Annotated in this window: 15 protein-coding genes; 9 read left to right on the forward strand and 6 right to left on the reverse strand. The window is 68.1% G+C overall.

The window, feature by feature from the left end; translation table 11 throughout:
- Nucleotides 1-7: 7 nt before the first annotated feature.
- The 3 genes from AAHF99_RS21735 to AAHF99_RS21745 form a co-directional block, all read right to left on the reverse strand.
- Nucleotides 8-1,033, reverse strand: a complete 1,026-nt coding sequence (locus AAHF99_RS21735) for a type II toxin-antitoxin system HipA family toxin (RefSeq protein WP_342166549.1) — start codon at nucleotides 1,031-1,033, stop codon at nucleotides 8-10.
- 206 nt (nucleotides 1,034-1,239) lie between these two features.
- Nucleotides 1,240-1,560, reverse strand: coding sequence for a helix-turn-helix transcriptional regulator (locus AAHF99_RS21740; protein WP_342166550.1), 321 nt, complete (start codon nucleotides 1,558-1,560; stop codon nucleotides 1,240-1,242).
- A 64-nt stretch (nucleotides 1,561-1,624) separates the two neighbouring features.
- Nucleotides 1,625-2,164, reverse strand: coding sequence for a c-type cytochrome (locus AAHF99_RS21745; protein ID WP_342166551.1), 540 nt, complete (start codon nucleotides 2,162-2,164; stop codon nucleotides 1,625-1,627).
- 64 nt (nucleotides 2,165-2,228) lie between these two features.
- Between AAHF99_RS21745 and oxlT the strand changes: the two genes are divergently transcribed.
- The 3 genes from oxlT (at nucleotide 2,229) to AAHF99_RS21760 (ending at nucleotide 6,195) form a co-directional block, all read left to right on the forward strand.
- Nucleotides 2,229-3,563 carry an oxalate/formate MFS antiporter gene (gene oxlT / locus AAHF99_RS21750; RefSeq protein ID WP_342166552.1) on the forward strand — a complete coding sequence of 445 codons (1,335 nt, stop codon included), beginning with the start codon at nucleotides 2,229-2,231 and terminating at the stop codon, nucleotides 3,561-3,563.
- A 144-nt stretch (nucleotides 3,564-3,707) separates the two neighbouring features.
- Nucleotides 3,708-5,468 carry an oxalyl-CoA decarboxylase gene (oxc, locus tag AAHF99_RS21755; RefSeq protein WP_412759928.1) on the forward strand — a complete coding sequence of 587 codons (1,761 nt, stop codon included), beginning with the start codon at nucleotides 3,708-3,710 and terminating at the stop codon, nucleotides 5,466-5,468.
- 25 nt (nucleotides 5,469-5,493) lie between these two features.
- The gene (locus AAHF99_RS21760; RefSeq protein WP_342166553.1) at nucleotides 5,494-6,195 is read left to right on the forward strand and encodes an alpha/beta hydrolase; all 702 of its coding nucleotides are present in this window, start codon (nucleotides 5,494-5,496) and stop codon (nucleotides 6,193-6,195) included.
- Here AAHF99_RS21760 and AAHF99_RS21765 read toward each other — a convergent pair.
- The gene (locus AAHF99_RS21765; RefSeq protein WP_342166554.1) at nucleotides 6,161-6,547 is read right to left on the reverse strand and encodes a nuclear transport factor 2 family protein; all 387 of its coding nucleotides are present in this window, start codon (nucleotides 6,545-6,547) and stop codon (nucleotides 6,161-6,163) included. The two genes, AAHF99_RS21760 and AAHF99_RS21765, sit on opposite strands and share 35 nt — an antisense overlap.
- A gap of 17 nt (nucleotides 6,548-6,564) precedes the next feature.
- Nucleotides 6,565-7,008, reverse strand: coding sequence for an OsmC family protein (locus AAHF99_RS21770; protein ID WP_342166555.1), 444 nt, complete (start codon nucleotides 7,006-7,008; stop codon nucleotides 6,565-6,567).
- 204 nt (nucleotides 7,009-7,212) lie between these two features.
- Here AAHF99_RS21770 and AAHF99_RS21775 point away from each other — a divergent pair, with 204 nt between their 5' ends.
- The 3 genes from AAHF99_RS21775 (at nucleotide 7,213) to AAHF99_RS21785 (ending at nucleotide 10,222) form a co-directional block, all read left to right on the forward strand.
- Nucleotides 7,213-7,656, forward strand: coding sequence for a PAS domain-containing protein (locus AAHF99_RS21775; RefSeq protein ID WP_342166556.1), 444 nt, complete (start codon nucleotides 7,213-7,215; stop codon nucleotides 7,654-7,656).
- Between the two features lie 50 nt (nucleotides 7,657-7,706).
- The gene (frc, locus tag AAHF99_RS21780) at nucleotides 7,707-8,957 is read left to right on the forward strand and encodes a formyl-CoA transferase (protein ID WP_342166557.1); all 1,251 of its coding nucleotides are present in this window, start codon (nucleotides 7,707-7,709) and stop codon (nucleotides 8,955-8,957) included.
- A 68-nt stretch (nucleotides 8,958-9,025) separates the two neighbouring features.
- Entirely contained in the window at nucleotides 9,026-10,222 is a 1,197-nt protein-coding gene (locus tag AAHF99_RS21785) for an HPP family protein (protein WP_342166558.1), read from the forward strand.
- A gap of 10 nt (nucleotides 10,223-10,232) precedes the next feature.
- Here AAHF99_RS21785 and AAHF99_RS21790 read toward each other — a convergent pair whose 3' ends face one another.
- Nucleotides 10,233-10,916 carry a GntR family transcriptional regulator gene (locus tag AAHF99_RS21790; protein WP_342166559.1) on the reverse strand — a complete coding sequence of 228 codons (684 nt, stop codon included), beginning with the start codon at nucleotides 10,914-10,916 and terminating at the stop codon, nucleotides 10,233-10,235.
- A 332-nt stretch (nucleotides 10,917-11,248) separates the two neighbouring features.
- On the opposite strand from AAHF99_RS21790, the gene AAHF99_RS21795 reads away from it, so the two are divergent.
- The 3 genes from AAHF99_RS21795 to AAHF99_RS21805 all read left to right on the forward strand — a co-directional run bounded on the left by AAHF99_RS21795 (nucleotide 11,249) and on the right by AAHF99_RS21805 (nucleotide 13,592).
- Nucleotides 11,249-11,578, forward strand: a complete 330-nt coding sequence (locus AAHF99_RS21795) for a hypothetical protein (RefSeq protein WP_342166560.1) — start codon at nucleotides 11,249-11,251, stop codon at nucleotides 11,576-11,578.
- Between the two features lie 220 nt (nucleotides 11,579-11,798).
- A complete protein-coding gene (locus AAHF99_RS21800) occupies nucleotides 11,799-13,325 on the forward strand; it encodes a DEAD/DEAH box helicase family protein (protein WP_342166561.1) in 1,527 nt (508 codons plus the stop codon).
- 117 nt (nucleotides 13,326-13,442) lie between these two features.
- Entirely contained in the window at nucleotides 13,443-13,592 is a 150-nt protein-coding gene (locus tag AAHF99_RS21805; RefSeq protein WP_243957892.1) for a hypothetical protein, read from the forward strand.

Raw genomic sequence — 13,592 nt, forward strand, 5'->3', positions numbered from 1 at the left:
TCCGCAGCTACGGGGCGAACCTCATCTCTCTCGGAAACGCATCCTTCAGGTACCGCCGATCCTTCGGCGGCACCTCGCGCGCGTCCATGAACTCGCCCAGCCGTCGCGCGGCCTGAAGGACGCGTTCGCGGATCGCCTGCGCCTCCCCCGCGTCCAGGCGGAAGGCCGTATGCGCGCGCATCGCGGCCTCGACGTCCCACGCGGGCGACATCCCCGGTGCGGGTGCCGGTACGTGCCGGGCGCGATCCGGATGCGGGACGAGGTCGAAGACCGGGGAGAGCGTCCAGCCGTCGCCCCTGTCGAGGAAGGCGTGGTTCCTGAGATGGTCGTCGGTGTTGTGGAGATACGCGTTGAGGAGCAGCCGCCCGAAGACGGAGGCCGGCGCATCCTTTACGCCGATCGCCTGGGCGACCGAGGCGATGTCCGTGTAGGTGCGCGCGGTGGCGTAGCTGGCCGACGCCTGCTTCAGGAGGGTCGCCGCGCTGAGATACGCGTATGGCCGCCCTCCGATGCCCTCGTCCCGGTCGAAGCGCTCGACGAAGAGGGCGGCGCGGCGGCCGGCGACCACGATCTTTCGGCGCGGAACCGGAAAGCCGGCCGCTTCGGCCACGTCGAGACAGGCCGCCTCGACCCGGGGGTCGTCGAACTTGTCCATGGAGGTCGGGAACTTCGCGATCCACTGCCGGCCCTCGGACCGGATCCTGGCCTTGGGCCGGGCGCCGCCGACATCGCTGTTGCGGAAGAGGAGCTTGAAGTGATGCCCCTCGGCATCGCCGGCCTCGACCGCGGCGGCCGCATCCATCAGCGCGTCGAGGTCGTCGGTCTCGTCCGGCAGGTCCACGAGCGGCGCTTCGGGGGGCGTCCACGTCACCGGGCCGCTGGTCGGCGTCGGGCCGAATGCGAGGTCGCCCGTGCGGCCGAGGCCACCGAGGGCGAGATATTCCGGCATCGACAGGACGCTGGTCGGGAACGCCCGCGTCAGGATCTCCTTCCCCCAGCCGTCGGGCCCGGCATCGTGGAAGGCCAGCGGCACCTCCTCCGGCGCGGCGGCATACGATTTCCTGACGAGCGGCAGGCCGACCGGATCGATGGCCTTCGCCCCGTCCTGGCCGAAGTACGAGGCGGCAGCGGAAGCGCCCGTTGCGTCGCGGCCCCGAGCCTTCGAACGTCAGGTCGCCGACCGGCCCGTAGCCGTCACCGCGCCAGCGGTAGACGACCAGATAGTCGAGCCGTCCGGTCCTAGAAGTTTGCCACATGGGACCTGCTGCCCGCGCGCTTCCGGCCGGAGGCCGTCTCCATCCCTTCGCCGACGGGGTCCGTCGCGAGGAGGTCGCCGATCCGCTCGGCATAGCCGAAGACGCTCAGCGCCTTGATCGCGACGGCCAGCGTCACGCCGGGTCGCCCCTTCTCCAAGTTGATGACCGTCGGGCGATGCACGCCCATCCGTTCGGCCAGCTCGACCTGCGACAGGTTCCGGCGCAGGCGCGCACGGCGGACGCGCTCGCCGAGCCGGCGCAGGCTCTCCAGCTCCTCGGTCGATAGGATGGCCGTCGTGTTCATACCACTAGCACTGACATTAAGCCGCTTAATGTATGCGCTAGCCTGATAACAGGCAATCGCCAGGTCAGGGATGCGGTGCAGTCCCGCCCGCGTCGGATTGCGAGAGCAGGAAGGCGATGAGGTCCGCCCGGTCGAGGGCATCCGGGACGCCGGGGAACGTCATGCTGGTGCCCGGCGCCATGGTCGCCGACGCGGCGAGCCATCGGTCCATTCGCTCTGGCGTCCACATGCCGCCGAGCGCCCGGAGCGCCCCGGTGTAGGCGAAGCGCCGGCTGTTTCCGGCGATGGGTTTGCCCATCACGCCGTGAAGGGCGGGTCCATTCTTGTCGCCGGCCCCCAGCCTGATCGAATGGCAGGCGGCGCAGGCTCCGAACAGACGGCCACCCCGCTCCGCATCGGCCACCCGCATGAGTGCGGTGAAGCTCGGCGCCTCGCCCAACGCGCGGCGGCGCTCCGCCCCGTCGTCCGAACAGCCCGCGAGGAGGAGGGCGAGGACCGGCAGCCAAAGGCGCCGGACCCACGCGGTCTGGTGGGCGTCACCCCCGGTGGGGGAGGCTGCATGATAGTGCTGCGTCCGCAATTTCTCGACTCTGGTATATTGCATACCTGTACGGATCGTGCAGGATGCAGCCGCGCGAGCTCGAAGAAGCCACCGCGGGAGAAAGCCAATGGAACACCGATCAGCCCTCGGCTCACCGGCGGTACACCCCGACACCCCGAGAGATGCCGACTCCGCCAAATGGTGGCAACTCGCCTTCGGCGTAGTCTGCATGGCGATGATCGCCAACCTGCAATACGGCTGGACATTGTTCGTCGATCCGATCGACAGCAAGTTCCACTGGGGCCGCGCCGCCATCCAGATCGCTTTCACCATCTTCGTCGCCACGGAGACTTGGCTCGTTCCCATTGAGACATGGTTCGTGGACCGGTATGGCCCGCGCCTCGTCGTCTGCTTCGGCGGCATCATGATCGCCTCGGCCTGGGTGCTAAACGCCTACGCCGATTCGCTCGCTATGCTGTATCTCGGCGCGGTGGTCGGCGGCATCGGCGCGGGGTCGGTCTACGGCACCTGCGTCGGCAATGCCCTGAAATGGTTCCCCCATCGGCGCGGTCTCGCGGCCGGCGCCACGGCGGCGGGCTTCGGGGCGGGCGCGGCGATCACCGTCGTGCCGATCGCCAAGACGATCGCGTCCAGCGGCTACGAGACGGCCTTCCTGTATTTCGGGATCGGCCAGGGCCTCGTCGTGGTCCTGGTGTCCTTCCTGCTGCGCAAGCCGTCCACCCTCAGCCCGGTGCAGAAGCGCAGCGTCCGCGTGCCCCAGACCAAGGTCGACCGCACGCCCAAGCAGGCAGTGCGCACGCCGGTCTTCTGGGTCATGTACGCCATGTTCGTCATGGTGGCCTCGGGGGGCCTGATGGCGGCGGCGCAGATCGCCCCCATCGCCCACGATTTCAAGGTCGCGGGCGTCCCGGTCAGCCTGTTCGGTCTCCAGATGACCGCCCTGACCCTGGCGATCTCCCTGGATCGTGTCTTCGACGGCTTCGGCCGCCCGTTCTTCGGCTGGGTCTCCGACAATATCGGCCGTGAGAACACAATGTTCATCGCCTTCAGCATCGCGGCGATGGCGATGATCCTCCTGCTCAACGTCGGCACGAACCCCTACGTCTTCATTCTGGCGACGGCCGTGTATTTCGGGGTCTTCGGCGAGATCTACTCGTTGTTCCCTGCGACCTGCGGCGACACGTTCGGATCGAAGTTCGCGGCGAGCAATGCGGGGCTCCTCTATACCGCCAAGGGTACCGCCGCCTTCCTCGTGCCCTTCGCGAGCATGGTCTCGGCGAGCTTCGGCTGGTCGGCGGTCTTCGCCCTGATCATCGGCCTCAACATCGTGGCCGCGTCGCTGGCGATGTTCGTCCTCAAGCCCCTGCGCCGTCGCTACCTCACCGAGGAGCCCGCCGGCACCGCCGAGGCCGCTAAGGTCCAGGCCGCCCGGATGGCGTAAATCCCGGTGCGCGCCGGTCCCGTGCCGGCGCGCACCCCCTCCAACCGCACCACCTTGTCGCCGTTTCTGGTATACATTATGCCAAAAGCCGGTTCATCGAGCCGGCCAACATCGACCCAAGAAACCTGCTGGGAGGCCCAACCAATGACCGCAGTGGCGAAGAAGATCGACATGTCGGCCGCCGACGTTGCCATCAGCGAGTTCTACTCGCAGACGGAGCAGACCGACGGGTTCCACCTCGTGATCGATGCCCTCAAGCTCAACGGCATCACCACGATCTACGGCGTGCCGGGCATCCCGATCACGGACCTCGGCCGCATGGCCCAGGCCGAGGGGATTCGCGTCCTGTCCTTCCGGCACGAGCAGAACGCCGGCAACGCCGCCGCCATCGCGGGCTTCCTCACCAAGAAGCCGGGCATCTGCCTCACCGTCTCGGCGCCGGGCTTCCTCAACGGCCTCACGGCGCTCGCCAACGCCACCACCAACTGCTTTCCGATGATCCTGATCTCCGGCTCGTCCGAGCGCGAGATCGTCGACCTGCAGCAGGGCGACTACGAGGAGATGGACCAGCTCGCCATCGCCAAGCCCCTGTGCAAGGCGGCGTTCCGCGTGCTCCATGCCTGCGACATCGGCATCGGCATCGCGCGGGCGATCCGCGCCGCCGTGTCGGGCCGTCCCGGCGGCGTCTATCTCGATCTGCCGGCCAAGCTGTTCTCGCAGGTGATGGATGCCGAGGCCGGCGCGAAGTCGCTGGTGAAGGTGATCGACGCGGCGCCCGCGCAGCTGCCGGCGCCGTCCGCCATCGCCCGCGCCCTGGCCGAGTTGAAGAACGCCAAGCGTCCGCTGATCGTGCTCGGCAAGGGGGCGGCCTACGCCCAGGCCGACGAGCTCGTCCGCGAGCTCGTGGAGCGCAGCGGCATCCCCTACGTGCCGATGAGCATGGCCAAGGGGCTTTTGCCGGACACGCATCCGCTCTCGGCGGGTGCCGCGCGCTCGACAGCGCTGAAGGACTCCGACGTGGTGCTGCTGGTCGGCGCGCGCCTCAACTGGCTGCTCTCGCACGGCAAGGGCAAGACCTGGGGCGAGCCCGGTTCCAAGCGCTTCATCCAGATCGACATCGAGCCGCGCGAGATGGACTCGAACGTCGAGATCGTCGCGCCGGTCGTGGGCGATATCGGCTCCTGCGTCGCCGCCCTCCTCGACGGGATGCGCGACGGCTGGACGGGGGCGCCGGCCGAGTGGGTCGAGACGATCCGCACCAAGCGCGAGGCCAACATCGCCAAGATGGCCCCGAAGCTCATGAAGAACACCGCGCCGATGGACTTCCACTCCGCGCTCGGCGCCCTGCGCACCGTGATCAAGGAGCGGCCGGACGCGATGCTCGTGAACGAGGGCGCCAACACCCTCGACCTCGCCCGGGGCATCATCGACATGTACCAGCCGCGCAAGCGCCTGGACGTCGGCACCTGGGGCGTCATGGGCATCGGCATGGGCTTCGCCATCGCGGCGGCCGTCGAGACGGGCAAGCCCGTCCTCGCGGTCGAGGGCGATAGCGCCTTCGGCTTCTCCGGCATGGAGGTCGAGACCATCTGCCGGTACAAGCTGCCGATCTGCATCGTGGTCTTCAACAACAACGGCATCTATCGCGGCACGGACACCGACCCGACCGGCCGCGACCCGGGCACGACCACCTTCGTCCCGGATTCCCGCTACGACCGGATGATGGAAGCCTTCGGCGGCGTGGGCGCCCAGGCCGTCACGCCGGACGAGCTGAAGCGCGCCGTCGAGGCCGCGATGGACTCGGGCAAGCCGACGCTGATCAACGCGGTGATCGACCCCGCCGCCGGCAGCGAGAGCGGCAATATCGGCAGCCTCAACCCGCAGAGCGTGATCAAGCGCAAATGAGGGCGGACGCCATGGGGCATTCCCGGTGACGGACCCCAAGCTCGCGGGACGGCTCACCGTCCCGCTCCGGCTCCCGACGGAGGATCCCCTTCCGCCGGGCAGCCATATCCTCGGCCTCTTCGCCGAGCGCGACGCGCGGCTCTACGTGCCCGAAGGCCTCGCGCCGCGCCGCCCCGTCCCGCTCGTGGTCCTGTTCCACGGCGGCGGGGGCAGCGCCGAGAAGATCATGCCGATGCTCGCGGTCCACGCGGAAGCGCGCGGCTTCCTGCTGCTCGTCCCGCAATCGCTGCATCCGACCTGGGATCTCGTCATTGCCGGCAACGGCCCCGACCGTGACCGGCTCGAACACGCGCTCCAGGCGCTCTCCGCGCATTTCCTGCTCGATCCCGGCCGGATCGCCTTCGCGGGCCATTCGGATGGGGGGAGCTACGCCCTCTCCCTCGGGCTCACCAACGGCGACCTCGTCAGCCACGTCATCGTGTCCTCCGCAGGGTTCATGTCGGTCCAGGCGCAGGTCGGGACACCGCGCGTCTTCATCTCCCACGGCACGCGGGACGAGCAGATCCCCATCGACCGGAGCGGCCGCACCCACGCGCGGCTGCTGCGCGAGGCCGGCTACGACGTCACCTTCGTCGAATACGACGGACCGCACGCCTACGACCCGGCGGTCGTACGGCGCGCGGTCGATTTCTTCATGACCGAGGGGGAGCCTCCCCACGGGGCTTGATCTTCAACTGGTCGATGGCCCACAGCCACGTCCCGTCCGCTTGGCGCCGCGCCGCCTCGACGGACAGGACGCCGTTCGCGAGCCTCGCGAAGGTCAGTGCGAGGCCGTCCTGAACGAGGGCGGGCAGGGTTTCCGCCTGCGGAAAGTCGGACTTCCGGGCGAGAAGGTCCGTGTAGAACCGGCGGATCTCGTCATGGCCGGTGGCGACGACATCGCCGGCCGCCAGCACCGCCTCGGGCTCGTAGAGCGCCACCAGACCCTCCACATCGCCGGCATTGGCGCGGGCGTTGAACAGGGATGCGAGTTCGCCCGGCTCCCTGGCGCCGTCCCTCGTCCGTGCGTGATCGTCCATCGATTCCTCCCGGTGGTTCATCGCAAGGGCATTCCGTGTCCGTCCCGCACCGCGACGGTGACGGGGATGCCGGCCTTCACGCTTTCGGACACGGTGCAGAACCGCTCGAACTGGGCAAGCACCTGCTCGATGCGCGGCATGGCCTCGGCGGCGGCGCCCAGGGTGATGTCGACGGCGATCCCGCCGATGCGCAGGCGCTTCTCGGCGTTGCGCACGATGGCGGCCGACGCCGTCGCCGTGACGCCCCCGCCGTCCTGTCCGAACTTGCCGAGGGCGAAGGCGAGGCTGGCGCAGAGGCAATTGCTCACCCCCGCGATCAGAACCTGCTCCGGCGAGGGGCCGGACTCACGCCCGATGGGTTCCGGCTCGTCCGTCGCCAGCGTGGGGAAGGCGGCGCCGAAATCGACGACGAACTTGAAGCCCTCGATCTGGGTGATCGTGATGCTGGGTCCGAGCGTCATGCCGGCCGCCTCCTTCCCTGATCGTCACGCGATTTCGACAACGCCGCATCGCCTATTCGGCTTGACTGCCATTCGATATGTGGCATACCAGATACCAATCACCGAGTCACCCGTCGGGAGGGAGAGCCTCTCGTGCAGGAAGCAAGGGAGAGAACGCCATGACCGAGCCGAGCGTCGCAGACCGGCCGAGCGCGTGAGCGCACCATGGCACAGCATCTCGATCTGTCCGGGCTTGTCGATGCCGTCGGCGACGCCGTGGTGGTGTCCGATCCCGACGGAGCCATCGTGGTGTGGAACCCGGCCGCCGAGCGCATCTTCGGCTTCTCCCCCGCCGAGGCGCTGGGCCAACCCCTCGATCTGATCACCCCCGACCGCCATCGGCGCCGCCACTGGGACGGCTACGCCAACACGATGCGCACGGGGATCACGAAGTACGGCACGAAGCTCCTGCGCGTGCCGGCCCTGCACAAGGACGGGCACAGCCTGTCCATCGCCTTCACCGTCGGCCTCCTCAAGGACGAGGACGGCACGGTGACCGGAATCGTCGCCGTCATCCGCGACGAAACCGAGCGCTGGAGCGAGGAGAAGCGCCTCCGCCAGCGAATTTCGGACCTAGAAGCCGAAAGCAAAGAGTGCATTCCGACCTGAAAGTCGAAGTATTTCCGAGAGTCAGTATTCTATCCACGGGAGGAACTAAAATGTCTCAGCCGCTCGAAGGCATCAAGATCATCGACTTCACCCACGTCCAGGCGGGTCCGGCCTGCACGCAGCTCCTCGCGTGGTTCGGCGCCGACGTCATCAAGGTCGAGCGTCCCGGCGCGGGCGACGTCACCCGCAACCAGCTCCGCCACATCGAGGACGCGGACGCCCTCTACTTCACGATGCTGAACTCGAACAAGCGTTCGCTGACCCTCGACACCAAGACCAAGCAGGGCAAGGAAGTCCTGGAGAAGCTGATCCGAGAGTCCGACGTGATGGTCGAGAATTTCGGCCCCGGCGCGCTGGACCGCATGGGCTTCTCTTGGGCGCGGATCCAGGAACTGAACCCGGGCATGATCCTCGCCTCGGTGAAGGGCTTCTCGGACGGCCACCATTACGAGGACCTGAAGGTCTACGAGAACGTGGCGCAATGCGCCGGCGGCGCCGCCTCGACCACCGGCTTTTGGGACGGGCCGCCCACCGTGTCGGCCGCCGCGCTCGGCGATTCCAACACCGGCATGCACCTCGCCATCGGCATCCTGACGGCGCTTCACCAGAAGACCAAGACCGGCAAGGGCCAGAAGGTCGCCGTGTCGATGCAGGATTCGGTGATCAACCTCTGCCGCGTGAAGCTGCGTGACCAGCAGCGCCTGGATGCGATCGGATACCTCGAGGAATACCCGCAATATCCGCACGGCACGTTCTCGGACGTGGTGCCGCGCGGCGGCAACGCGGGCGGCGGCGGCCAGCCGGGCTGGGTGCTGAAGTGCAAGGGCTGGGAGACCGACCCGAACGCCTACATCTACTTCACCATCCAGGGTCATGCCTGGGCGCCGATCTGTAAGGCCATTGGCCGCGAGGAGTGGATCGACGATCCGGCCTACAACACGGCCCGCGCCCGCCAGGACAAGATCTTCGACATCTTCAACACCATCGAAGGCTGGCTCGCCGACAAGACCAAGTTCGAGGCGGTCGACATCCTGCGCAAGTTCGACATTCCGTGCTCGCCGGTCCTCACGATGAAGGAGATCGCCGAGGACAAGTCGCTCCGCGAGAGCGGCACGATCGTCGAGGTCGCGCATCCGAAGCTCGGCAAGTACCTGACCGTCGGAAGCCCGATCAAGTTCTCGGACCTTCAGGTCGACATCAAGGCCTCGCCGCTGCTGGGTGAGCACACCAACGACATCCTGGCCCAGCTCGGCTATTCTCAGCAGCAGATCGCCGAGTTGCACGACGCCAAGGCCGTCTGAGCAGTACAAGGCCCGGCGGGGGCGGACCCGGTCCGCCCCCGTTTCCTGTCCCGCGGCACGGAACGATGATGACCCGCTTCCGAGACCGCTTCGTCCCCCGCCTCGCGCCGGTCAGCCTCCTGGAGCGCGCGCGCTCGGCCTGCGGCGCGCTGCTCGGTCTCCTCTGCACCGGCCTGATCGCCCGCGCCGCCGTCGGGTCGGGGGCGGACCTGCCGATCCTCGTCGCCCCGATGGGGGCCTCGGCGGTGTTGCTCTTCGCGGTCCCCGCGAGCCCGCTGGCGCAGCCCTGGTCGATCCTCGGCGGCAACATCGTCGCCGCCTTGGTCGGCGTCACCGCCGCCGCCCATATCGGTGACGCCATGCTCGCGGGCGCGGTCGCCGTGTCGGCGGCCATCGCGGTGATGATGCTGTTCGGATGCCTGCATCCCCCGAGCGGCGCGGTCGCGCTCACCGCCGTGCTCGGCGGCCCCGCCATCCGCGATCTCGGCTACACCTTCGTCCTCTGGCCCGTCGGGGCGAACTCGCTCCTGCTGCTGATCTGCGCGCTGCTGTTCAACAACCTGACCGGGCGCCGCTACCCGCACGCCGCGTCGGTCGCCGCGCGGGATACGGGCGAGTCCGGCGCCGCGATGGGCTCCGGCCTGACCACGGCCGATATCGACGCGGCACTCGCGCAATTCGACGAAGTCCTCGACATCGATCCCGGCGACCTTCACGTCATCCTGCGCCGGGCGCAGGTTCACGCCTCGCTGCGCCAATCCGGCCAGACGACCTGCGGGGCGCTCGTCACACGCGGCATCCGCGCGATCGCTCCCGACACGCCCCTGCGCGACGCCCTCGCGAGCCTGCGTCAGCACCGCGTCACGATGGTGCCGGTGACGGACGAGAGCGCGCGGGTGCTCGGAATCGTCACGCAGGACGACCTGATCGACAAGACCATCGGCTGGGAGCGCCGGGCTCCGCGCCTTGGCCTCGGGCGGCGCTTCGCCCTCATGCTCCAGCGCGGCCGCGCCCCGCAGGGGACGGTGGCCGACGTAATGACGACGGGTACGGTCACCCTGCAACCGCACACCGCCGCCGGGCAGGCGGCGTGGCTGATGATGCAAGGCGGCCTGCGTCAGGCGCCGGTGATCGGCGCGGACGGACGGCTGATCGGCATCGTGGACCAGATGGACCTGATCGGCGCCATGCTGGCCGACATCGCCCACGACCATGCCGGGCACGCCTCGCCCGAGCGCCGTCAGGCGGGACGGCGCGCCGGCTAGAACTCACGCCTCAGTCGAGATGGTTGCCGTAGGTCTCGACATGGGTCGCGAGGCCGAGGCCGTGTTCGCGCACCAGCCGCTCGGCGAGATCGGCATCGCGCGCTTCCAGCGCCTCGATGATCTTCACGTGCTCGCCGATGGATTTCGAGGCGCGGTCGCCTTGCCTCAGGGCGGTGTTGCGGATGCCCCGGACATGCATCAGCAGGTTGCTGCACAGGCCGTTGATCACGTCGCACTGGCCCAGCGACAGGATTTTCTGGTGGAAGCGAATGTTCGCTTCCGAATACTCATCGAGGTGATCTTCCGGCTTCTGGTCGAAGAACTCCGGAAACATCCGCCGGATGCAGGCGAGGTCGTCGTCCGTCGCGCGGGTGCAGGCCAGCCGCGCGGCCATGCTCTCCAGGGCCGTCCAGGCCTGGATCATGCCGACGATCTCCTTGCGGGTCTTCTTCACCACGAAGATGCCGCGCCGGGGCTCGTTGCGCACGAAGCCCTCCTGTTCCAGCACCGTCAGCGCCTCGCGGATCGGCGTCCGGCTCACCCCGAGGGACTGCGATAGGCTCCGCTCGTCCAGGCGGATGTCGCCGGCCTGGCCGTAAATATCCATCTGGGTGATTGCGGATTTGAGGGCTTCGTAGGCGAGCGTACGGAGACTTGTCGCCGGAACGATCGGGCTGATCGCAAGATTCTGCATGCTGTTCTACAACACTTCTGCGCTGACAGGGGAGCGACGCTGGCAGGTAGGCGCCGCCGCGCAACGCCCCGGAGGATGCTCGTTCGGCCTGTGAAACACAAGGCGACCCGCTCCTGCCATGCAGGAGCCCGATCCGCTGTTGACAACAGGTATTCTGTATACCAATCTTTGTCGAGGAACCGCTCCGAGAGGGCGGACCCGAAGGAGGAGCGTGATGGCCAGCCGAGCAGGCGGGACCCACGACGCCATGGCCACCGACTGGGTCGCCGCGCCGGATTCGTGTCCGAATACTGACATCGCCAAGCCGAAGACTGCCGTGGAGCACCCAAGGCATGGCTGATCGTCCGCGTGAGACCGCAACCGAGCCGGCGAGCAACCCGATGAAATACCTCACGATTGTGGAATGTCCGGTCGTCTATGCGGCCGAGAACGAGCATGCGCTGGCCAGCAAGGACATGCTGCCGCGCTTCGGCGTGACCTCCGGCCTGGAAAGTCAGCACATCCGGGTGCTGGATACCCGGATCACCTCGGTCTGTATCTGGAGCAGCGAGTTCCAGGCCAAGAAATATTTCGGCAAGGACTGGGCCGAGAAGGCCGATGCGATCTGGGGCGACCAGTACCAGATGCGGTTCGAGGCGATCGACGCCGCCTCCGCCGCCTGATCCGGTGTCGGGCGAAACCGGTTTCCATGCTTGGAATCCCGGTCTCGCCTCCGGTTTACCCCGTCACGTCCGTCCCCTGGCGACGATTTTTCGCGACGAGAACACGGAGACGTGTTTCGCGGAGAGCGAGGAGCTGAGTGACGTCTGCGGGATTCCCGCGAGCCGGCTCACTCAGTTCCGGGCGGAACGCCTCGTCGTCCATGAGCTGCTGGTGCGGGTCATGGCGGATCTCTCGATCCCCCTCGGCACGGTCTACGCCGATCTCGGCGTGAACTTCCGCCGGATCGTGGCGACGATCTGGCGCGCCGGGATCGAGGGGCACCTGCCGGAAATCCGGGATGCGTTGCGCGCGATCCGGGAGGAGGCGGATACCCTGCTCCGGCGGGAGATCGCGCTCCTCCTCGACGGGCCGGTGCGCGAGACCGTGCCGATCCGGCGCGGCTGGCTCAGCTTCAGGTTGCGTGCCCGAACGCCCGATCCGGTCGAGGCGCCCGCCCGGCGCGAACCGGCCGAGCCCGGCAGCCTGGAGCGGGCGGTGCAGGACGCCCTGGCGACGGTCACCGCCGGCCTCGTCGCCCGGCACGGTCATCTGCCCCGGAATGCGGACCTGCTGCGCAAGCTCGCCGCCATCCTCGTCTCGAACGGCTACGGAAGCCGCCGGATCGGCGAGTTGATCGCGCCCTGGTTCGACGCCGTCGTCGCCGCCGAGGGCTATCGCCGGGTCCGGGCGCAGGAGCGTCCCGTGGTGATGAACGTGAAGGGCGCTTCGGCATCCGGCAAGAGCACGATCCGCCCCTACCAGCGGGCGCTGGCCGAGCGGACGGGTGCGGATTGGCAGGATTTCGCGGTGATCACGCCGGACGTTTGGCGCAAGTATCTCCTCGACTACGACAGTCTCGGGGCCGCGCGGCGCTATGCCGGTCCGCTCACCGGCTACGAGGTGGAGATCGTCGACGAAAAGCTCGACCTCTACATGAGCCGCAAGGCAGCCGAGGGGCGGATGTCCCATCTGCTGATCGACCGCTTCCGCTTCGACAGTTTCGCCGTCGATGCGGCGGCGGATCGGCCGGGCCAGCTGCTCACCCGCTTCGGCCACACGATCTATCTGCAATTCATGGTCACGCCCCCCGAGGCCACGGTGGAGCGGGCCTGGAAGCGGGGCCAGGAATTCGGCCGCTACAAGGCTGTCGAGGACCTGCTGGCCCACAACGTCGAGGCCTTCGCGGGCATCCCGCGCCTGTTCTTCCTGTGGGCGCTGCGGCGCGATAAGGTGGTCGCCTTCGAATTCCTCGACAACACCGTCCCGAACGGCGAGGTGCCGCGCACCATCGCCTTCGGCGGCAACGACGCAATGATCGTCCTCGACCCCGTCGCGCTCCTCGACATCGAGCGCTTCCGCAAGATCAACGTCTATGCGGAGACGCCCGCGCAGGTCTACGCGGGCATCGACCATGCGCCGGACCGCAACGTCGGGTTCCTGAAGGCCTGCCTCGGCCGGCTCGGAGAGGTGCGGTTCGCCGAGCGCGGCACGGGGCGCGTCTACGCGCGCTTTGAGCGCGGCAAGTTGGTCGCGCGCGACCGCACGACCCTCGACCGCCTCTGCACGGACGCCGCGATGCGGGCGACCTGCGAGGCCATCGGCCTGTTCGACGGGGGCCCTGAGGACGAGACCGCCCCCGACGGGCCGCCGGTCACAGCCGAACTCACCCTCGGCTCCGGAGGGCTGCGCGCCGCGGGGCCGGATTAGTCCCCGTGTTGCCATGCACAATTTGCATGCGCGAGATTGGTATTTTGCACTTGGTATACAAGGAGGCGGGTTTTATATCGGGGCTACCGCAGCGCAACATAGGCCCCGGAGACCACGATGCTCGCCACTGCCCTCGCCGCTTTCGTCCTCTTCGCTTCCGTGCAGTGCCTGCTCGTCGTCTACGTCGCCGACAAGCTGACCCCCGGCGCCGCCGACGAGAGCAACAGCCGGCAGCGTCCGGCCGCCAGCCACGCCCGCTACGCCTGA

It is taken from the genome of Methylobacterium litchii (assembly GCF_038442315.1).
In the GTDB taxonomy this organism is placed as follows: Bacteria; Pseudomonadota; Alphaproteobacteria; order Rhizobiales; family Beijerinckiaceae; genus Methylobacterium; species Methylobacterium litchii.